The organism is Rhodococcus koreensis, from assembly GCF_017068375.1.
GTDB classification, from domain to species: domain Bacteria; phylum Actinomycetota; class Actinomycetes; order Mycobacteriales; family Mycobacteriaceae; genus Rhodococcus_F; species Rhodococcus_F koreensis.
The window spans coordinates 7,826,664-7,845,548 of record NZ_CP070609.1 but is presented as its reverse complement, the minus strand read 5'-3'; the positions used below and the strand labels follow the sequence as shown (position 1 = coordinate 7,845,548).

Annotated in this window: 19 protein-coding genes and 3 pseudogenes; 1 reads left to right on the top strand and 21 read right to left on the bottom strand. The window is 68.2% G+C overall.

The window, feature by feature from the left end:
• Window positions 1-17 precede the first annotated feature (17 nt).
• The 14 genes and pseudogenes from JWS14_RS35545 to JWS14_RS51525 form a co-directional block, all read right to left on the bottom strand.
• The gene (locus JWS14_RS35545; RefSeq protein WP_206015279.1) at window positions 18-1,178 is read right to left on the bottom strand and encodes a phage major capsid protein; all 1,161 of its coding nucleotides are present in this window, start codon (window positions 1,176-1,178) and stop codon (window positions 18-20) included.
• Window positions 1,179-1,449: 271 nt separating this feature from the next.
• Complete coding sequence (locus tag JWS14_RS35540; protein ID WP_206015278.1) at window positions 1,450-1,671, bottom strand: hypothetical protein; 222 nt, start codon at window positions 1,669-1,671, stop codon at window positions 1,450-1,452.
• Window positions 1,672-2,207: 536 nt separating this feature from the next.
• The gene (locus JWS14_RS35535) at window positions 2,208-2,420 is read right to left on the bottom strand and encodes a hypothetical protein (protein WP_206015277.1); all 213 of its coding nucleotides are present in this window, start codon (window positions 2,418-2,420) and stop codon (window positions 2,208-2,210) included.
• Window positions 2,407-2,724, bottom strand: coding sequence for a hypothetical protein (locus JWS14_RS35530; protein WP_206015276.1), 318 nt, complete (start codon window positions 2,722-2,724; stop codon window positions 2,407-2,409). Before JWS14_RS35530 ends, JWS14_RS35535 begins: the two co-directional genes overlap by 14 nt.
• Window positions 2,725-2,746: 22 nt before the next feature.
• Window positions 2,747-3,661 (bottom strand): hypothetical protein, encoded by a 915-nt coding sequence (locus JWS14_RS35525; protein ID WP_206015275.1) that lies wholly within the window; start codon window positions 3,659-3,661, stop codon window positions 2,747-2,749.
• A gap of 214 nt (window positions 3,662-3,875) precedes the next feature.
• Window positions 3,876-6,404 (bottom strand): bifunctional DNA primase/polymerase, encoded by a 2,529-nt coding sequence (locus JWS14_RS35520; protein WP_206015274.1) that lies wholly within the window; start codon window positions 6,402-6,404, stop codon window positions 3,876-3,878.
• Entirely contained in the window at window positions 6,401-6,571 is a 171-nt protein-coding gene (locus JWS14_RS35515; RefSeq protein ID WP_206015273.1) for a hypothetical protein, read from the bottom strand. Before JWS14_RS35515 ends, JWS14_RS35520 begins: the two co-directional genes overlap by 4 nt.
• Before the next feature lie 193 nt (window positions 6,572-6,764).
• Entirely contained in the window at window positions 6,765-6,899 is a 135-nt protein-coding gene (locus JWS14_RS51245) for a hypothetical protein (protein WP_259375975.1), read from the bottom strand.
• A complete protein-coding gene (locus tag JWS14_RS35510) occupies window positions 6,896-7,087 on the bottom strand; it encodes a helix-turn-helix transcriptional regulator (RefSeq protein ID WP_206015272.1) in 192 nt (63 codons plus the stop codon). The genes JWS14_RS51245 and JWS14_RS35510 overlap by 4 nt, the downstream gene beginning before the upstream one ends.
• Window positions 7,088-7,247: 160 nt before the next feature.
• Window positions 7,248-8,690: a recombinase family protein gene (locus tag JWS14_RS35505; protein WP_206015271.1), complete on the bottom strand. Its 1,443-nt coding sequence runs from the start codon at window positions 8,688-8,690 to the stop codon at window positions 7,248-7,250.
• A 20-nt stretch (window positions 8,691-8,710) separates the two neighbouring features.
• Window positions 8,711-10,128, bottom strand: a pseudogene (locus JWS14_RS35500) (YifB family Mg chelatase-like AAA ATPase); the annotation flags it as partial.
• Complete coding sequence (locus JWS14_RS35495; protein ID WP_072937814.1) at window positions 10,128-10,484, bottom strand: YraN family protein; 357 nt, start codon at window positions 10,482-10,484, stop codon at window positions 10,128-10,130. The pseudogene JWS14_RS35500 and the gene JWS14_RS35495, both read right to left, overlap by 1 nt.
• Window positions 10,485-10,682: 198 nt before the next feature.
• The gene (locus JWS14_RS35490; RefSeq protein ID WP_072937813.1) at window positions 10,683-11,555 is read right to left on the bottom strand and encodes an LLM class F420-dependent oxidoreductase; all 873 of its coding nucleotides are present in this window, start codon (window positions 11,553-11,555) and stop codon (window positions 10,683-10,685) included.
• A gap of 52 nt (window positions 11,556-11,607) precedes the next feature.
• A pseudogene (locus tag JWS14_RS51525) lies at window positions 11,608-11,858 on the bottom strand (Lrp/AsnC family transcriptional regulator); the annotation flags it as partial.
• 6 nt (window positions 11,859-11,864) lie between these two features.
• Here JWS14_RS51525 and JWS14_RS51520 point away from each other — a divergent pair.
• A pseudogene (locus JWS14_RS51520) lies at window positions 11,865-12,074 on the top strand (MFS transporter); the annotation flags it as partial.
• A 51-nt stretch (window positions 12,075-12,125) separates the two neighbouring features.
• Here the strand turns inward: JWS14_RS51520 and JWS14_RS35480 are convergent.
• The 7 genes from JWS14_RS35480 to JWS14_RS35450 all read right to left on the bottom strand — a co-directional run bounded on the left by JWS14_RS35480 (window position 12,126) and on the right by JWS14_RS35450 (window position 18,854).
• Window positions 12,126-13,169, bottom strand: a complete 1,044-nt coding sequence (locus JWS14_RS35480; protein WP_072937812.1) for a patatin-like phospholipase family protein — start codon at window positions 13,167-13,169, stop codon at window positions 12,126-12,128.
• A 34-nt stretch (window positions 13,170-13,203) separates the two neighbouring features.
• Window positions 13,204-13,521: a DUF2469 domain-containing protein gene (locus JWS14_RS35475; RefSeq protein ID WP_005240496.1), complete on the bottom strand. Its 318-nt coding sequence runs from the start codon at window positions 13,519-13,521 to the stop codon at window positions 13,204-13,206.
• Between the two features lie 37 nt (window positions 13,522-13,558).
• Window positions 13,559-14,239: a ribonuclease HII gene (locus tag JWS14_RS35470; RefSeq protein WP_072937811.1), complete on the bottom strand. Its 681-nt coding sequence runs from the start codon at window positions 14,237-14,239 to the stop codon at window positions 13,559-13,561.
• Window positions 14,236-15,018, bottom strand: a complete 783-nt coding sequence (gene lepB, locus JWS14_RS35465; protein ID WP_072937810.1) for a signal peptidase I — start codon at window positions 15,016-15,018, stop codon at window positions 14,236-14,238. Before lepB ends, JWS14_RS35470 begins: the two co-directional genes overlap by 4 nt.
• An 81-nt stretch (window positions 15,019-15,099) precedes the next feature.
• A complete protein-coding gene (gene rplS / locus JWS14_RS35460; protein WP_005240490.1) occupies window positions 15,100-15,441 on the bottom strand; it encodes a 50S ribosomal protein L19 in 342 nt (113 codons plus the stop codon).
• Between the two features lie 94 nt (window positions 15,442-15,535).
• Window positions 15,536-16,441, bottom strand: a complete 906-nt coding sequence (locus tag JWS14_RS35455) for a hypothetical protein (RefSeq protein ID WP_072937973.1) — start codon at window positions 16,439-16,441, stop codon at window positions 15,536-15,538.
• Window positions 16,442-16,514: 73 nt separating this feature from the next.
• Entirely contained in the window at window positions 16,515-18,854 is a 2,340-nt protein-coding gene (locus JWS14_RS35450) for a Tex family protein (protein WP_179377526.1), read from the bottom strand.
• Between the last annotated feature and the right edge of the window lie 31 nt (window positions 18,855-18,885).

Sequence of the window (18,885 nt, the reverse complement as noted above, 5' to 3'; positions counted from 1 at the left end):
GTGTGGACGGGTGCGGGTTACGCCTTGGTGGCCAGCTTGACCACGCCGAGGGGCGAGTTGAGGGCGACGCCGAACCGGCCCTCGGTACGCATCTCGACCTCGTTGGTGGAGAACCCCGAGAACCGGTTCCACTCGACGGCCACGCGGCCGTCACCGACGAACGTGACGGCCGAGGTGTCGAGCAACACGCCGGTCTTGGCCGGGAGGTTGTTCGAGATCACCGTCGGCACGCCCCACACGAGACGCTTGGCGCGGTCCACGGGCAGGTTGGCGGGGCCGAGATCGAACCCACCGTCACCGGTGCGCCGGGTGAGTTCCAGGGCCTCCCAGTCCGAGGGCGACAGCACGAGGGCCGTGGCCTCGTGGCCGAGGGTTTCGAGGGCGGTGATGCCCTTGCGGATCACGGTCAACAGGTCGGTGGCGAACGCCTGCGCCTGGATACCCGAGATATTGAGAATGCCCCGAATGTTGTCGACCTTCGGGGGTCCGGCCGCCACTGCGCCGTCACCGACCAAGATCGCCTGCTCGACGGCCAGGTACAGCCCCCGAATCATGCGGTTCTGCAAGTGCTCGGAGAGCACAACCGCGTCCTCGAGAATGTACTTGTCGATCGGTTCCGACAGGTGGGCCACGACGCGCAACTTTTCGTCGACGCGCTCGTACCGGTAGTTCGAGCTCGGCTTGACCTCACCGACAGGCACCACGGCGGCGTTGTCGGTGCGCTCGATTTCCTTCATGTAGGCCCAGTGCGCGCCGACCTTTTGGAACGGCAACAGGTCGAGGATCGACGTCGGCAACTCGGGCCGTTCGTAGATCCCGACCATGGTGATATCACCGACGGCGGTGCCGTCGGGTACCACGGCCTTGACCATCGGATCCGGGCCAGCCATGGCCTTGATCAGCGGTTCGACCGTGGCCTTGCGGCCCTGTCGGGTCGACAGGCCGAGGAAACGTTCGGGACCGTTGTCACCGCTCTTGACGAGTCCGTCGAGGCGGCGCAGGGTGTCCGACGAGTTGTCGGCCGCCTTGATCTTGGTGTCGAGGTCGTCGAGTTCGGCGGCCTTGGCGGTGAGGTCGGCGGTTTCCTCGGCCGTGGCCGCCCGGCTCTCGGCCTTGATCTTGGCGGTGATCGCCTGCGCCGCCTTGATAAGCGCGTTGCGCTGTTCGTGCAGATTCATGGGTGATCCTTAAGGACTCGCGTGCCGATACGGCACGGCGTGATTGGGGAGTCCCTACGACCCGCTATATGGCTGGCGGATTGACCGGCGACGCCGGTATCTCGCGGACCATCCTTCGTATGGCAGGGGCGAAACGGGCAACGGTTCGGCTTGCCTAGAGGGGTTCGGTCTAGAGTCCGCGTGGCATATCCGTTCGCACCCATGACAATACACACGCCAAGGCGCAGCGTTGTCGTAACCCGCTGCGCGGCAATCGGTTCGAGGGGTAGCCCTACCCCTGGGGACTGTGACTCCAATACCGATCGTCCAACCCAACCGCCGCCTCGGCGGACATGTAGACCTCGCCCACGTCGCGCACCGGCACCTCGACCATGGCCGGGGCCGCCGGTTTATCGTCGGCGTCGTCCTGTGGGGCCTCGGAACGGGCCGCACGGCGGGCCGCCTCGGCGTCCACGATGCCGAGTAGGCGGGCCTGTTCGTCGGCGTTGTTCACCGCAGGCCACCGCCCGCGCGTATGGTTTTCGGGGTCGGCGTCATGCCCCGATCGTACTCGGCGCGTGCATATTCGGTGCATGACTATGCACCCATTCGAACATTAGATAACGACACCGTTACCTAATACCCCAGGGGGGGTACCCTGGACGACGGCGCATACCCCACCCCTTCCTCCACTAATCCGGCGTTGTTTGCCGAGACCTGTTTAGTAGGTAACCCTAAGTGCCACGTGAGGGCGCTCGGACCAGCCCCGCAGGGGTGCCGATTCCCGGCCCTCAGGGCCACGCTGAGGCCCTACCTGCACAGTCGACCTCACGCGACGACGGGCCAGGCCCGTTCGTTGTCACATTTTGCTCCCCATCTGTGCACGCGAATGGGGGGCGAGGGAGGGGGGTGAACGAGAGCGACTGCTGCCGTGATTCCGACCCCTACCCGGTACCCCCCTAGGGTATTGGCCCGAATCTCGCATACCCCCCGACCTTAAGAGTCTGCGTGATCTATTCGTTATCAACCGTTCGAACAGATCGTGCATCTTTATTCATCGTCATTCATGGACTGCAACCACGCGATCGTGCCCGCCATGTCTCGGCGGGCCTGTTCGCGGCGTTCGAGCATTCGCCGATCGTTGGCATTCTCGCGCTCGTCACGTCGTCGTTTACTGGGCGACAACTTGAGCCGAGTCCGGCGGCGGTACTGGCGCACCGCCTCGTTGACCTCGATCGTCCACGGATCGTCACGCCCTGGCATCGTCACCGCCCTCGTCGGCCTGTGCCGCTGCCTGTTGATCGGCCGCCGCCTGCGTGACGGCCAACGCCTGCCGTAGTTCGTCCTCGACGTTCTCGTACCCGTTGACCTGGCCGATGATGCCGAGGGCTATCTCGGCCAGTGCGTTCATCGTGCGCGCTATGCGCCGTTCCTCGGGTTGCTCGGCCAGTTCCTCGGTGATCGCCACGAACGGCAACGGGTCGCCCCTGTGGGCGGCAACGAGGGCCAGGGCGTACCGGGTGGCGCGCACGTGGTCGACGGGTGTGGTGGTCAAGTGCTCGGACATGGGTGGATCCCTTCGATTGTGGTTACTGCCAGGACAAATAGTTGGGCGTGACTGTCATGCGGATACTCGCGCCGGGGCCGCCCCCGACGATGCCGGCCAGGACTGTCGAGGACTCACCGGCCGGTAGGGCGGCGAAATCCCACGTCCGCAGGAACGACCACGCCCGGTTCCCCTCGGCGTCGGTGACGTCCATCCCGTTGGGTTCGGTCAGGATCGTGAGGCGTTGGCCGGTGGCCAGGGCCTCGACCTCGGTGACGTGGTCGCCCACCCCGACGGTGGCCGTTGCGGGGCCGGTGATCTCCCACGTCGGATATGCCGGGGCCTCACCGGGATTGAGGACGGTGGCACGGGCCAGCGCGTTGGCCCGTGAGATCACGAACGGCGGCGCGGCGTTGGTCGGCCCGTAGTAGTTGGCCGCGCCGGTGTCCGCGTACGGGAAGTCGAGCACGATCGGCGCACCCTGCCAGAACGGGTGATCGGCCCCGAGAGTGAGTTCATAGTCGGCGCGGCCGTGCACGTCTCGCAGGGGGCCACCGCCCTCGGTGACGTCCTCAAGGGCCTCGAGGCGGCCCCGGAGGGTCCGAGGGCCGTTCGGGGCCGCCACGGTGACGAGGGACGCCGCCAGGGGTGAGAACGCCCCCTTGAACGTGCGGTCGAGGTCGATCCACGCCGCACCCTTGCGGAACCGGCCGTCGGGGCGGCTCAACCACGTGTCGGCAACGGTCACCCGTGCCCGCAGGGTCGACGGATCCCACTTGATGCCGCCGACACGTCGCCCCGGTGCCCGCGCCGTCCTCGTGTCCTGGCGGTCAAACGACGGCAACAGGACACCGCCAAGGCCCGCCGTGAGTACGGCCCCCTCGGTGCCGTTGACGAGATCGAACACGGTGCCGTTGATCCCGGTGACCTTGATCCCGGTGACGGATTCACTCGTCACGATTGGTTCCTCTCGTTGGTGGGGCGCGAAGTGTGGACCCGTGGACCCGTGGACCCTCGACCCCATGGGATTTGGGTCAATCGGTGGCCACGGCCCCCGAACCGCAAAACCCCAGGTAAATGTATGTATTTATATGAATCACGGGTGAGGCAGAATTGACCGCTTTTCAGACAGACCCCCCGTAGGGTCCACGGGTCCACGGGTCCACACTTCGTCACGACTCGGCCCCTCGGTCGGCGTTCCACTGATAGGTGGTTGTCTTCGTGTGCGAGTCGGGGCCGTGGCACACGGCACCCTCGTCGACGAGGACGGCCAGGGCCTCGGCGCAGTAGAGCCGCCGAGGGCTACCGGGCTTGCCCGACGCCTTGATATCGCGCGTCGTGAACACCGTCCCCTTGCGCTTGGACAGGTACCCGTGAATCGACACCGCCGCCGCCTCGATCGCCTTATCCCGTGTCGCCCGTTCGCCCTCGGCGCGGTGCACGTCGGCGGCCCCACGGGCCTCGTGTGCGGCCTTGTGGGCCGTGGTGATCGACTTGCGTACCGCCGCCCGCACCCGGTCGCTGTGCTCAAGCAACAGGCCCGCAAGTTCCCAATCGGGATCGGTCACGTCGGCGCGGCCGTGCAGGACAGCCACCGCCGCCGCCAACTTGAGGCGTACGAGGTTGCGGTGCGCGTCGATCCCGGTGAGGGCACCGGCGGCCTCACGTTGTACCGCCCGACGATCGGCCCGGATCTGTTTCCGCACCGTCTCGGTGACGCCCATGTACACGTACTCGTCGTCGCCCGTGCGCTTCCATGAGGGTGCCGGAACCGGCAACGTGTCCGGCACCCCGTCGTCCTCGTCGGGCACGGCCGGATCGGACGTGGACACCCACACGAGGCGTTGCGGCAGTCCGCCGTCCTCACCCGCAAGCAACGGTTCGGCCCGCTCGGGCTGTACGCCGAACGTCACCGCCGCCCGGTAGGTGAACGCGGCCACCTCGGACCGGCGTTCGACCGACTTGGTGTGTACCCCAAGGGCTTTGCCGTCCCACAGCTTGCGCAGTTCGCTACTCAACGTCGACGATTCACGGCGCATGAGGGCCGTCACTTGGTCGATTTCCGAGAAATCCACCCACGCCGCCCGCCGGATCGTGACGAGTTTCAACCGCTCGGTGACCTTGCCGGTGTCCTCGTCGGTGTGCGGAACCTTGCGCCAGTCTCGAAACAACGTGGCCAGGGCCTCACCGGAACCGACCGTGATCGGCGTGAGGGCGTCGTCGACGGTTTGCCCGGCGTCGATTAGGCCGTCGTCCACGGTGGGGTCACGGTGCCAGGACAGGATCGGCACACCCCCGCCCCCGGCACTGATCCCCTTACCCGCACCCGAACCGCCGACGAGGGCCACCAACGAGTTGATCGACGCGTCACCGCCCACGATGGCGGGCAGGCGCACCCACCACGGCGTCAACACGGTGGCGTGGGCCAGGGCCACCAGCAGGGCCGACCACGGGCCGACGAGGCGGATCCGGGCCTGTTCGAGAAGGTGCGCCGTCACCGGTGAGAACCCGAATACCTGGCGCATCAACTCGGGGTCGTGCGGGTCGGTCGAGGCCACCGGCACGTCGAGGACCGCCTCGGCCACGTCCCATATCGCCCCCGCCTCGTCCGAGTACGGGATACCGAGTGCGGTGCACGCGGCGTCGAGGTCACCGGCGTGGTCGGTCCACGCGATGTACTGCACTTTCGACAGAGTGCGGGTGTTGAACTTGCGCACGTAGGCGGCGATACCGTCCGGCGGGTTGTCCGTCCACACGTGCAGTGGCGCGTGACCGTTGGCCCCGTCGTACCGGCCGTCGGTGCACCCGAGATCGTGCGCCGTGGCCGACTTGTGGGAGTCGTGTGGTCCCGGTGCCGTCCACTCGGGGCACCCGCAGTTGGACACCCGCCCCGAGTCGACCCACCCGCGCGGTTCGAGGACGTCGGCCCACGGTGTCGCCGCCGACCACGTGTCGATCGGTGAGTCACCCATGGTGGCCATGCGTTCGGCGGCCTTGGCGGTGCGTACGTCGGCCTGTGCGGTGATCCTGGCGTGCAGCCACGTCGGCAGGGGACGGATACCCCCGCGCCACGTGTACGGACCCTCGGGGCGTTCCGAGGGGGCGATCAACAGTTGGCGGTCGGCGTAGTACGCCGTCCACCCGTCGACGGTGTACGCGCCGGTGCCCTCGGGCAACTCGACGCCCTCGGGCACGGTGAACCAAAAGTGCCCGCCGTCCTTGTGCACCCACGTTCCCGAGGCGTCACGCTTGCCCGGCGTGTCCACCGTCGGGGTGATCGTCTCCCCGGCCTCGGCGGCGTGAGCGGATTGGAACGCCTCGACGTCGGCACCGTTGTCGGCGTCGACGATCACGAGGCGGGACCGGCCGACCTCGACACCGAGGTTCACCGTGTCGACGCCGTACCGCTTGCCTGCGGCGGCCACGTAGGCGTCGAGGCGGTCGGTGTCCGTCGTGGCCAGGTGAACGCCTGCGGACGACCGCACGTTGGCCCACCGGGGGTTACCGGCGGCCTTGGCGGCGGCCTGTGCCACCTCGTCGTCCTCGCGGCGTGCCGCAGGTGAGCGCATATCCAACGGGGCCTTGGCGTTCGGCTCGACGAGCACGATGTGCAAACCGGCCTCGGCCAGTGCCCGCACGTACGCCCCGAGGTCCGCCTTGTCGCCGGGTTTGCGGGATCCGAGAACCTGTTCGGCGTTCACTCGGTCACCGCCTTGGTGCAGGTGGCGGCGTGGCGCAAGACGAACACCCACGCCCCGAGGGGCAGATCGGCGGTAGCGACGGGGCCGACCTCGCACACGATCGACTGTGACCGGCACTCACGGCACGGCGGCAGGTAATGCCACGCGGTTTCGGTATCATGGGACACGTTGAGATTCCTGTTCGCTAGGCCGTTGCCGCCGGGTTGGTCCCCTGGCGGCATTGGCGTTTTACGGGGGCGTAGCCCCCTCGTGGCGGGCGGAACAGGTGTGCGCTGGCGGGTCACTGCGGTCTGGTGTGGCCGTACGAGGCGACGTAGCCCCACCACGCGGCCACGATGCCGAGGACGGCGTACGCGGCAATCACGCGGCGGCCCTCACCGGTCGAGGCGGCGTCGAGGTGCCGACGACGATGCGCAGGCGGTCACGTTGCGCCAGGGTGAGGGGCGGGGCCTTGTCGACGACGGCGCGAACGACGGCGGCCATTTCGGGGGTCACGACGGGTCACCGAGGCCGAACACGCGGTCGACCTCGTCGAGATCAATACGCACCGTGCGGGGGCCGAACCGAATCTCGGACAAGGTGCGATCTTCGAGGCGTCGGCGAATGGTGGTCTTGCTGACGCCTGTATAACGCGCTGTGGCCGCGATAGACGCCAGGCGGCGTGTTGGGGCGGTGGTCGCCATTGCTACTCCAAACGAGTCACGGACAGGTGGGGCGTTTCCGTGACTCGTTTGGAGGAATTGAACCTCGCGCCGCCGGGGTGTCAGCCGACTAGCGCCGTGTCCAAGAGACTACGTGCGGCGCGCATGGTCCGCAAGTACCGAAATCCCTTGTGTCACTTGATTATGCATCAACGTTGTGCCAATCAATCCCAATCGTGGCGGCGAACGACTCGGCCGTAAACGAGTGACGGCCACGGCCCAACGGGTGCAACGTGACGGTGACCAGGGCGTCAATCACGGCCCGCTTGCGCGGGGTCGACAGGGCCGCCCACGCCGCCGCCACGTCGCCACTCGTGACGAGCGGGGCCACGAGGTCGGCGGCCCCGGCGCTGGCCATGTCGGACTCGAGTTCCGCCAAGCGCGTGCGCACGCGGTCGTTGACGGCGCGAAACTGTTCACGGGTCATTGCGTCGTCGGCGTAGTCGATCGCCAGGGCCTTGAGGCGGCGGCGCAGGGTGTCGGCCTCGGCGGACAGGTCACGGGTCGATTCCTCGACCTCGGGGGCGAACACCTCGAGGGCGTCGGGACGAGACAACCGCTCGACGATCACGGCCTCGACGTATTCCTCGATCGGATCCGCCTTGCGCGCGAGGTGGCCGGGACGCTGGCGGCACCGGTACGTCCGATAGTGACGCCGTGCTCCCCCGGTGTGGACCGAGGCCCCGTCGTCGCACGCACCGCACCGGGCCACGCCGGTGAGTAGGGCCTGTGCGTTGAGCGGTTCCCGCCGCCGGTCGGGTGAGACGAGGACGCGTACCGCCGCCCGCCAGGTGTCCTCGTCGACGATGCCGGGCCACTCGGCCTTGCCCACGACGAACGCCTCGGGATCCTTGCGAAACGTGCCGTTCGCCCCCTCGGGGCGGTGGCGGCGCAGGCCCGCGTTGCGGGGGTTGAGTAGGACGTCTCGGGCACCCTCACGCGCCCACGTGTTCGGCGTGCCGTCCCGTTTGTTCTGCGTGGACGACAGGCCCGCCGCGTTCCACGCGCGCACCACCGCCGTGACCGGTTCGCCCGCCAGGACGGCGGCGTAACCCTCGCGAATGGCGGCGGCCTCGTCGGGGCGGATCGTCACCCCGTCGGCCTCGTAACCAAACGCCCGGCGGCCGCCCACCCACCGGCCCTGTGTGGCCGCCTGCGCCACCGCCGACCGTTGGCGGGCGGACTTACGCTCGACCTCACCTTGGCCCACCGAGGCCAGGATCCGGGCCACGAGGCGGCCCCCGTCGGTCGAGGTGTCCACGCCGTCGGACGTCGTCACGACGGTGACGCCGTGAGGCTGGCACCGGTTCATCACGTGTTCGAGTTCGGCCAGCTTGCGCAGTAGCCGGTCCATGTGGCGGGCCACGATGACGTCGACGCCGCCCTCGTCGACGAGGCGCAACATGTCCTCGAACCGGGGCCTCGGCTTGCGGGACGTGGCCGACACGTCGTTGTCGACGAACCACTCAACAATCGTCCACCCCCGTTGTGCCGCAAAGGTTTCGACGTCACCGCGTTGACGGTCGACGCCGTACTCGTTGCCGTCTCGGTCCATGGATTGCCGCAGGTACGCCGCTACTCTCATAACCGCTAGATTACTGCTCTAGCCACTCGTAATGCGCGATCGGCCCCCCGGGCCGTGATCAGCCCCTTGCGCAGCGCTCGCTCCACCGGCGCCAGCGCCGGGCGCGCCAACCGGAACTTCTGCCGCAGGGCCGGGCCCGGCACCTCCGCGTTGGTGCGCCACCCGTAGTCGCTCCACCGCTCGCCGGCGGCGGCGCGCGCCTCGGCCACCCGCTGCCGGACGTCCTCGGTGCTCTCGCCGACGTCGTCGATGAACGCTCCGGTCGCGACGGCCTGCATTCGCACACGCAGGTCAACGCGGCCATCAGTGGTCCCGACAACTTTCCGAGATAGCGTCGCCGGGCGGTCGGCGCGCACACGCAGTCCGCCTCCCGCGGCGGCGCGCACGGGCACGGATTGGCCGCGAGGATCAGCTGGAAACGCGCCGGGTAGCGGGCGACCCCATCCCGTCGCGCGATCCGCACCTCCCCGTCCTCGAGTGGGGTCCGCAGAGCCTCGAGCACCTTGGTTCCGATCTCGGCGCACTCGTCGAGGAACAGCACCCCGCGGTGGGCGCGACTGACCGCACCGGGTTTCGCGACACCGCTGCCGCCGCCGACGAGTGCACTCACCGACGCGGTGTGGTGTGGTGCGATGAACGGCGGCACGTCGATGAGGGGGCGCTCGGGCGGCAGAAGCCCCGCCACCGAGTGGATTGCCGTCACCTCGAGCGATTCACTCTCGGTGAGCGGCGGCAGAACTCCCGGAAGACGTTGCGCGAGCATCGTCTTCCCGACGCCGGGTGGGCCGGTGAGCATGAGGTGGTGCGCTCCGGCCGCCGCGACCTCGATGGCCCAGCGCGCCTCCGTCTGACCCACCACCTCGCTCAGATCGGCACGCACCGGTTGCGCGACCCACTGCGCCGGCTCTGGGTACTCGAGTTCACGCTCCTCTCGCAGCCACGCGATCGCCGCCCTCAGATCGTGCGCGCCGAGCACCTCGACACCACCGACCAGCCCCGCCTCGGGCAGGGACTGCACCGGGACCACCACCGTCGCCCATCCCGCGTTCTTCGCTGCCAGCACCGCGGGCAGGATCCCGCGCACCGACCGGAGCCGCCCGTCCAGCGCCAGTTCGCCGAGCAGAACGGTCTCGCGCAGCCGCTGCCGCTTCACCTGCTTGGCCGCATCGAGCACGGCGGCGACGAGCGCGAGATCGTAGACCGACCCGACCTTCGGCAGGGTCGCCGGCGACAACGCGAGAATCACCTTCGAATCCGGCCACTCCTCACCCGAATTCGCGACCGCGGCCCTGATCCGGTCACGCGCCTCCGACAGCGCGGTGTCCGGCAGCCCGACCAGATGCACTGCGGGAAGCCCACGGCCGATGTCGGCCTCGATCTCGACGAGCTGACCGTCCACCCCGGTCACCGCCACCGAATGCGCGCGCCCCAATGCCATCAGAACGCGTCCCGGACGTGCTCGATCTGGGGTTGCGGACCGTGCCCGATCATGATCGCGACGACGTCGAACCGCACCCGCGACCAGTGCCGGCTCGACTCCCGCAACCATTCCACCGCCAGCAAACGGATGCGTCGCTGCTTGGAGAACGTCACCGCCTCGGCCGGAGTGCCGTATCCCAGACCGCGCCGTGTCTTCACTTCGACGAAGACGAGCCAGTCCCCCTCCGTCGCAATGAGATCGACCTCACCGTACCGGGATCGCCAGTTGCGCTCGACGATCTCCATGCCCGCCTCGGTGAGGTACCGGGCGGCCAGATCCTCCCCATGTGCACCAAGCGCGAGATTGTGCGCCACAGCAGCCTCCACCCCGTCCCGCGGCGGCCCACCGATGCGAACCGCGCCTCTCGCACCACCGTGGCCGACCCGGATTCCGGAAGAAGTGCTCGAACTGGGCGAACACTTTGGGCTGTGGATGGATCACACGTTGTGGACAACTCGGCATTCCGCGACGGCCGTGCGCGAGGAAACGCCAGGCCAGGGCTGTCAAGACGGTCAGCCGACGGCCGGCATCCAGCGGCGTGCGAGACCGGCCACCCACTCGGCGGCCTCACCCGGATCCTCGGGTGGTGATTCGACCAGGACGAGTTCGTCGACTCCCGCACCGGCCAGGGCGCCGACGTCGGACGGGTCCACTTCGCGCAGGGCAACGGCCAGGCGCAAGCCGGCGGGATCGCGCCCCGCGTCGCGGCACAGTGCGTGGATCGTGCGGATCCGTTCGGCGACGGCGTCGACGCCGTCCAGGTTGAAGCCGTACCAGCCGTCGCCCCACGCCGCGACCCGACGAAGAGCGGCATCGGTGTTGCCGCCGAGCACGACCGGAATCCGGCGCTCGCGGACGGGTTTCGGGTTGACCCGAATCGAGTCGAAGTGGACGAACTCGCCGTCGAACGTCGCAACGTCGTCACTCCACAGGGTGCGCATCGCCGCGACGTATTCGGCGGCGCGCTCGCCGCGGCGCTCGAACGGAATGCCGAGCGCAGCGAATTCTTCCCTGGACCAGCCGATGCCGACGCCGAGCGTCAGCCTGCCACCGCTCATCAGATCCAGCGTCGCCGCCTGCTTGGCCATGAGCACGGGATTGTGTTCGGGCAGCAGCACTATCCCGGTGGCGACGCCGATCGTCCGGGTGGCTGCCGCGGCGAAGCTCAGCCCGATCATCGGGTCGAGCCAGTCCGCGACAGCGGGGACGGCGATCTTTCCGTCGTCCGCGTACGGGTACCGCGACGCCGATCGGTCCACCATCACGACGTGTTCGCCGGCCCACAGCGTGGCGAATCCGCTGTTCTCGGCGGCTACCGCGACCGCGTCGATCACGGCGCGGCGAGCGCCGGTGCCGATTCCGAGGGCGTGCAACCCGAGGCGCATCGGCCGATCGTCTCACAGTTGCCCGGCCGACGTGCCCGGTTCCGGGACGCACCTATCCGCGCACGTCGAGGCTCCTGGCGTAGTGCTCCTTGAACACCTCGAGGTGCGTCCAGGTCTCCAGCGCCACCACCCGTCGATCGTCCGGATTTGCTCGGCGAGGGAGTAGAGATCGCCCGACGAATCGGCGGCGACGGTGCCGATCAGGTCGAATCTGCCGAGCGATCGCATCAGGAATTCGATACCCGGCAGGGCCTCGATCTGCGCGCACGCTTCCCGGTCCCGCGATCCGGGGTTCACACCGATGCAAATGGTGCCGGCGCGCTCTTCGGTGGACTGTCGCCGTTGGTCTCGACACTCATGTACCAGGCCACCGGCAGCGTGTGGCCGGTGATCGGACTCCTGATCGGGATGTGCGCCGTCAGCATCCTCTGCCTGCTCGTGGCTCCGCAGCACGTCGATCACGCCGACGACGAGTCCGTGGGTGACCTCGGCGCCGCGCGGGCGCGGGCCACCAGCTGACACCCCCGTGACGGGAAGGGTCGGTGCTGCGAAGCACCGGCCCTTCCGCCGTCAGCCGGGCTCGCCGTCCGAATCGGCCGGAGACGCGGCGACCGTCGTCGAGGTGAGTCCGGCGTCGTCGAGCGCGCGCCCGGTGAGCACCCGGCCCAGTTCGATCATCTCGGCGGCCCGATGGAAGTCGAGGCTGCGGCACGCGTTCCGGGGAACCCGGACCTGCACGTCCGGTGGGTACGCGGCGAGCTGGTACCGGGCCAACGTCGCCTGCATCACGTCGAGCGAGCGGTTCATCACCGCGAACCGGCTGAACTTCGGGACGGCCACCGCGTCGCCCTCGACCACGGGCTGATCACCGATCAGGGGGCCGTCCGGCTCCTCCGACGGATCCGGGTCGGTGTGCGCGGCGCCGAACCGTCCGACCACCGACCGCACGATGTCCAGGTCACGCAGCTGCGCGGCGCTGCGACGGAAGCGGGCCATCCACTCGTCCACCGGCCGCGAGTCCGCGCTGACGTTCTCCGGGGCCAGCGAACGACCGTCCCGATCCTCCGCGCCCAGGCTGATCCCGACGGTCAGGTCGGCGCTCACCGACACCAGCGGCGCCATCGGCAGCGGGTCGAGCACCCCACCGTCCGCGAGGACCCTGCCGTTGAGCACATACGGCGTGATGACGCCGGGGATGGCGATCGACGCGCGGATCGCCGCGTCGACGGGGCCGCGCTGGAACCACACCGACCGGCCCGCAGCGAGATCGGTGGCCACGGCGGTATACGGAATGGGAAGGTCTTCGATACGGATCTCGCCGAGGATCTCCCGAACCCGGTGCAGGATCTTCTCGGCGTGGATGGCGCCAGGTGCCGACACCGACAGGTCGAGAAGCCGCACGACGTCCAGCTGGGTCAGACCGATCGCCCACCGGGTGAAGTCGTCGAGCTTCCCCGCGGCGTGGAGGCCACCCACGAGGGCGCCCATCGACGATCCTGCGACTCCGACGATCTCGAATCCGCGCTCCTCGAGTACCTGAATCGCGCCGATGTGGGCGTATCCCCTGGCGCCGCCACTCCCCAGAGCCAGCGCGACGCGCCTCGGTCCGGTCATCGGATGATCGTACGCGGCCGGGAACTTCGGATCGTCAGGACAGACCGTTGTCCGGGAGCCGCAGGTCCGGCTTGTCGAGTTCCTCGATGTTCACGTCCTTGAACGTGATGACGCGGACGTACTTCACGAACCGCGCGGGACGGTACATGTCCCACACCCAGGCATCGGACATGCGCAGCTCGAAGTAGATCTCGCCGTCTGCGTTGTGCGGCAGCAACTCCACCGAGTTGGCCAGATAGAACCGGCGCTCGGTCTCCACGACATAGGAGAACTGACCGACGATGTCCCGATACTCGCGGTAGAGCGACAGCTCCATCTCGGTTTCGTACTTCTCGAGATCCTCGGCACTCATCGGTCTCGGAGTCCTCCTGCTCTGGTGTGAATTGTCATCATCTCGCACTTCCGGAACTGTTATCCACTCGGTGTAGCAGCGCCGCGACATTCGACCACGAGCGGCGGTGCTCCGGGCACGGGCCCAGCTCCTCGAGCGCCGCCAGGTGGGCGGGCGTGTTGTACCCCTTGTGGATCGCGAAACCGTAACCCGGGTGCGTCTCGTCCATCGCGACCATCACCCGGTCCCGCGACACCTTGGCCAGGACGCTCGCCGCCGCGATGCATGCCGCCGCGGCGTCGCCGCCGATCACCGGCAGCGACGGGGCCGGGAGCCCCGGGACGCGGAAACCGTCGGTGAGAACGTAACCGGGGGTCATCGAGAGCCCGGCGACCGCACGCCGCATGCCCTCGATGTTGGCGACGTGGACGCCCATGCGGTCGACTTCCTCCGCCGGGAAGGACACGACGCTCCACGCCACTGCCAGCCGGGTGATGGCCGGGAACAGCTCCTCGCGCGTGCGTTCGGTGAGCTTCTTCGAATCGTCGAGCCGCGCCAGCGCCGGATACGGCTTCGGTGCGAGCACACACGCCGCCACGACGAGCGGGCCCGCGCACGCACCCCGCCCGGCCTCGTCGACACCGGCCACCGGCCCGAGTCCGCTGCGGACCAGGGCCGACTCCATCGTCCGCAGACCGGACGACCTGCGAATGACGATGCGTGGAGGCCAGGAAGTCACTTGCCCTGGATATCGGGTGAACTGATCGTGCCCATCCGCGACGGCGGCAACGCGATGAAGACCGCTTTTCCGATCACGTTGTCGAGCGGGATGGTGCCTTGCATGTCGTCGCCCACGTGGTACCGCGAGTCCGCGGAGTTGCTGCGGTTGTCGCCCATCATCCACAGGTGCCCCTCGGGGACGGTGACGGGACCGAAGCAGCGCGCCGACTTCAGCGCGGTGTCGCAGGTCTGGGAGCCGGGGACGAACGGGAAGTCCATGACGACGTAGGGCTCGTCGAGTGGCTGACCGTCCACCAGGATGCGACCCTGGTCGTCGCAGCATTCGACGGTCTGACCGCCGGTGGCGATCACACGCTTGACGAGGTCGTTCTCGTCCGGCGGGACGAGTCCGACGAGGGAACCGACTTCCTGCGCACCGCGGATCACCACGTTGGAGGAGCGGGTGGAGACGAAATCCTGTGACCACGAATCGGGGCCGCGGAACACGATCACGTCACCCGGTTTCGGATCACCGAAGCGGTAACCGATCTTCTCGACCACGATGCGGTCGCCGGTGCAGCCTGCGCAGCCGTGCAGCGTCGGTTCCATCGATTCCGACGGAATGAGATAGACCCGCGCGACGAACGTCTGCAGCAGAAAACTCAGGACGAGCGCGACCAGAATCAGGATCGGCAACTCGCGGAGGAAGGAGCGGGGCTTCTTCTCGGGCTCCGCCGCACCGCCGTTCGCTGCGGAGGTGGCGGCCGAATCGCCGGTGGTCTCGGATTCCGACGACAATGCCCGCTCCTTCGAAGAATCTGTCACGAAATCAGATTAGCCCGGCACTGCGCGTACGCAGTGCCGGGCTCATCGGAAAGGTCAGCGCTTTTCCTTGATCTTGGCGGCCTTGCCACGCAGATCGCGGAGGTAGTACAGCTTGGCGCGACGGACGTCACCGCGGGTGACGACCTCGATCTGCGCCAGGTTGGGGCTGTGAACCGGGAAGGTGCGCTCGACGCCGACACCGAAGGAGACCTTGCGGACGGTGAAGGTCTCGCGGACGCCGCCGCCCTGACGGCGGATCACGACGCCCTTGAAGACCTGCACGCGCTCCTTGGAGCCTTCGATGACCTTGACGTGCACGTTGAGGGTGTCGCCGGGACGGAACTCGGGAATGTCGTCGCGGAGGGACTTCTTGTCCAGGAAATCGAGAGTGTTCATCGGTGTTCCATCCTTGCGTTTTCGCAGGAGCAGAGGAACCGAGCGGCACCCGGACGTTCGGAGAACACCGGTGCTCGTCTGGTTCGTGCCCAGATCAAGTACTGCTGCCTGGTCCAGGCAACCCGTCCATTGTGCCAGACGCCACGGGGTGAAGCGAAATCGGCGGTGGCGCCGCATGCACCACGTGGTCGAGTTCCACCTCGGCCGCCACCTTGGCATGCTCCGCGGCTTCCTTCACGTGCACCGCGCTGGGAGTGCCGGCGATGAAGTCCTGCACGAAGATCTTGGCCCTGATGACCGGACGCCGCCACTTGCGCTCCCGTTCGAGCGCCCGCAGCATCCGCTTCGGCTTGGACGTGTAGCGCCACCGTGCCCACGGCGCGCTCGGCCTGCTCAGCCGGAGCGCCCCGATCAGCAGGATCGGGAAGACGAACAATCCGAGCAGTCCGGTCCAGATCTTCCCCTTCAGCAGCACCACCGCCGCGATGAGCAGGTTGATCACCGAAGACAGCGCGATCGCTACCCGTACCCAGGGATCCGGGGAGTCCCGGAAGTCGGTGACGTTGATCAGTTCGAGCGGACGGAGCCCGAGGAGCAGCAGACCGGTGACGGCGATCGCGACGAACACGGCATCGACGGACGTCCGGCCCTCGTCCGCCCAGTACACGTCCTGCAGGTAGAAGATCAGCGCGAACTCGTCCAGCACCAGCGCGGCGCCGATCCCGAAGAACGTGGCGAGGACGGCGCCGGTGGTCTGGGTGCCGTCCTCGTACACGGCGATGAGGGCGACACCGGACATGAGCATCGTCACGACGCCGAACACCACGTGGTGGACGTGGTGCCCGCCGGGTTTCACGTTGCCCGGCCACCACGAGACCTCGGCGCGGATCATCCGCACGCTCAGCCGGATGAAGAGGAATGCCGCGAGAAACCCGAGCAGGAAAAAGAGCAGAGGCAGGCGCCCGTGCCCGACGATTTCCCTATCCAGCCATTCGTACATCGGCATCCACTATCCCAGTAAAGAACTGGTCACTCCACGGGAAAGTGGTCGCTCGTGTCGGGATGGTGACCTCCTACTTGCCGAACCCCGCCTTTCGCAGCGCGTCGGCCATCGACCCGCCGGGCGCCGGGCGATTGTCCCGCCCGCGGTCGCGTCCACCCTGCTGCTGCGGCTTGCCTCCGCCGCGCCGGTCCTGCGGCTGCCCGCCTCCCCGCCGGTCCTGCCGCTGCCCGCCACCGCGGGGCCCGTCGTTCTTGCGGCCGCCCGCCCCGACCTCGTCGTCGAGTCGCAGCGTCAACCCGATGCGCTGACGCGCCTCGTCGACCTCGAGGACCTTCACCGTCACCACGTCACCGGACTTCACGACGTCCCGCGGGTCCTTGACGAAGTTGTGGGACATCGCCGACACGTGGACGAGGCCGTCCTGGTGGACACCGATGTCGACGAACGCGCCGAACGCCGCCACGTTGGTGACGACGCCCTCGAGGGTCATTCCGGGCTTCAGGTGCGACACCTTCTCGATGCCTGCCGCGAACGTGGCCGTCTTGAATTCCGGGCGGGGGTCACGGCCGGGCTTCTCGAGTTCACCGATGATGTCGGTGACGGTCGGGAGTCCGAACCGGTCGTCGACGAAGTCGGCAGGGTTCAGACTGCGCAGCGCGGACGTGTTGCCGATGATCTCGCGCACGCCGGTGCCGCTGGATTCGACGATCTTGCGCACCACCGGGTAGGCCTCGGGGTGGACGCTGGACGCGTCGAGTGGGTCGTCGCCGTTGGGGATGCGCAGGAAGCCGGCGCACTGCTCGAACGCCTTCGGCCCGAGTCGCGCGACGTCCTTGAGACCCTTGCGGCTGCGGAACGGGCCGTTCTGGTCGCGGTGCGCGACGATGCTCTCGGCCAGGGACCCGGCGATGCCGGACACGCGGGACAGCAGCGGCACGGACGCGGTGTTGACGTCGACGCCGACCGCATTCACCGCGTCCTCGACGACGGCGCCGAGCGAACGTGCGAGCAGTGTCTCCGACACGTCGTGCTGGTACTGGCCGACGCCGATCGACTTCGGGTCGATCTTCACGAGTTCGGCGAGGGGATCCTGCAGACGCCGGGCGATGGAGACGGCGCCGCGGATCGACACGTCGAGGTTCGGCAGTTCCGCCGAGGCGTACGCGGACGCCGAATACACGGATGCGCCGGCCTCGGACACGACGATCTTCGTCAGGTTGGTGGCGCCGGACTTGGCGATCAGCTCGCTCGCGAGCGCGTCCGTCTCCCGGGAGGCGGTGCCGTTCCCGATGGCGATCAGCTCCACGCCGTGCTTGGCGACGAGGCCGGCGAGTGTGGCCAGGGAGGCGTCCCACTTGTTCTGCGGCTGATGCGGGTAGATCGTCTCGTGGGCCACCACCTTGCCGGTGGCGTCCACGACCGCGACCTTGGTGCCGGTCCGGAAACCGGGGTCCAGGCCCATCGTGGCGCGGGTGCCTGCCGGCGCCGCCAGAAGCAGGTCGCGCAGGTTGGTGGCGAACACGTCGACGGCGTCCTTCTCCGCCGACTGCCGCAGCCGCATCCGGGTGTCGATGCCCAGGGTGACGATCATCTTGGTGCGCCACGCCCACCGCACGGTGTCGAGGAGCCACCGGTCGGCCGGTCGGCCGCGGTCGGCGATGCCGAACCGTCCGGCGATCCGGCCCTCGTAGACGGTGGGCTCGCCCGGGACGGCTTCTTCCGTGTCGGGTGCCAGGGTGAGCGAGAGCACCTCTTCCTTCTCGCCGCGCAGAACCGCGAGGATCCGGTGTGAGGGGAGCTTGCCGAACGGTTCGGAGAACTCGAAGTAGTCGGCGAACTTCGCGCCCTCGGTTTCCTTGCCCTTACGGACTGCGGACACCAGTTGCCCGCGGGTCCACATCAGCTCACGGAGCTCGCCCACCAGGTCGGCGTCCTCGGCGAAGCGTTCGACGAGGATCGCGCGCGCACCCTCGAGCTGTTCCGCCGTGTAGGACGCCGGATCGGCCCTGGGATCGGTGATCAGCGCGTCGGCGACGGGCTCGTGACCGGCTTCGCGTGCGATCTGCGCCTTGGTGCGCCGCTTCGGCTTGAACGGCAGGTAGATGTCCTCGAGGCGCGCCTTCGTGTCGGCGGTCATGATCTGCCCGCGGAGCTGATCGTCGAGCTTGCCCTGCGAGTCGATCGACTCGAGCACGGCGTCCCGGCGCTCGTCCAGTTCCCGCAGGTACCGCAGTCGTTCCTCGAGCTGGCGGAGCTGAGCGTCGTCGAGCGTTCCGGTGACTTCCTTGCGGTACCGGGCGATGAAGGGCACGGTCGCTCCGCCGTCGAGGAGGTCCACGGCGGCCGCGACCTGTCCCTCCCGGACGTCGAGCTCCTCGGCAATGCGCTGGTTCACGGTCTTGAGAGTCACGGAAATGGACCCTACCGCTACTCTGGGACAA

Coding starts and splice junctions, on each gene's coding strand:
- JWS14_RS35545 (WP_206015279.1), bottom strand. CDS start 1,178: ATGAATCTGCACGAACAGCGCAACGCGCTTATCAAGGCGGCGCAGGCG.
- JWS14_RS35535 (WP_206015277.1), bottom strand. CDS start 2,420: ATGCCAGGGCGTGACGATCCGTGGACGATCGAGGTCAACGAGGCGGTG.
- JWS14_RS35530 (WP_206015276.1), bottom strand. CDS start 2,724: ATGTCCGAGCACTTGACCACCACACCCGTCGACCACGTGCGCGCCACC.
- JWS14_RS35510 (WP_206015272.1), bottom strand. CDS start 7,087: ATGGCGACCACCGCCCCAACACGCCGCCTGGCGTCTATCGCGGCCACA.
- JWS14_RS35505 (WP_206015271.1), bottom strand. CDS start 8,690: ATGAGAGTAGCGGCGTACCTGCGGCAATCCATGGACCGAGACGGCAAC.
- JWS14_RS35490 (WP_072937813.1), bottom strand. CDS start 11,555: ATGCGCCTCGGGTTGCACGCCCTCGGAATCGGCACCGGCGCTCGCCGC.
- JWS14_RS35480 (WP_072937812.1), bottom strand. CDS start 13,169: ATGACCGGACCGAGGCGCGTCGCGCTGGCTCTGGGGAGTGGCGGCGCC.
- JWS14_RS35475 (WP_005240496.1), bottom strand. CDS start 13,521: ATGAGTGCCGAGGATCTCGAGAAGTACGAAACCGAGATGGAGCTGTCG.
- rplS (WP_005240490.1), bottom strand. CDS start 15,441: ATGAACACTCTCGATTTCCTGGACAAGAAGTCCCTCCGCGACGACATT.
- JWS14_RS35455 (WP_072937973.1), bottom strand. CDS start 16,441: ATGTACGAATGGCTGGATAGGGAAATCGTCGGGCACGGGCGCCTGCCT.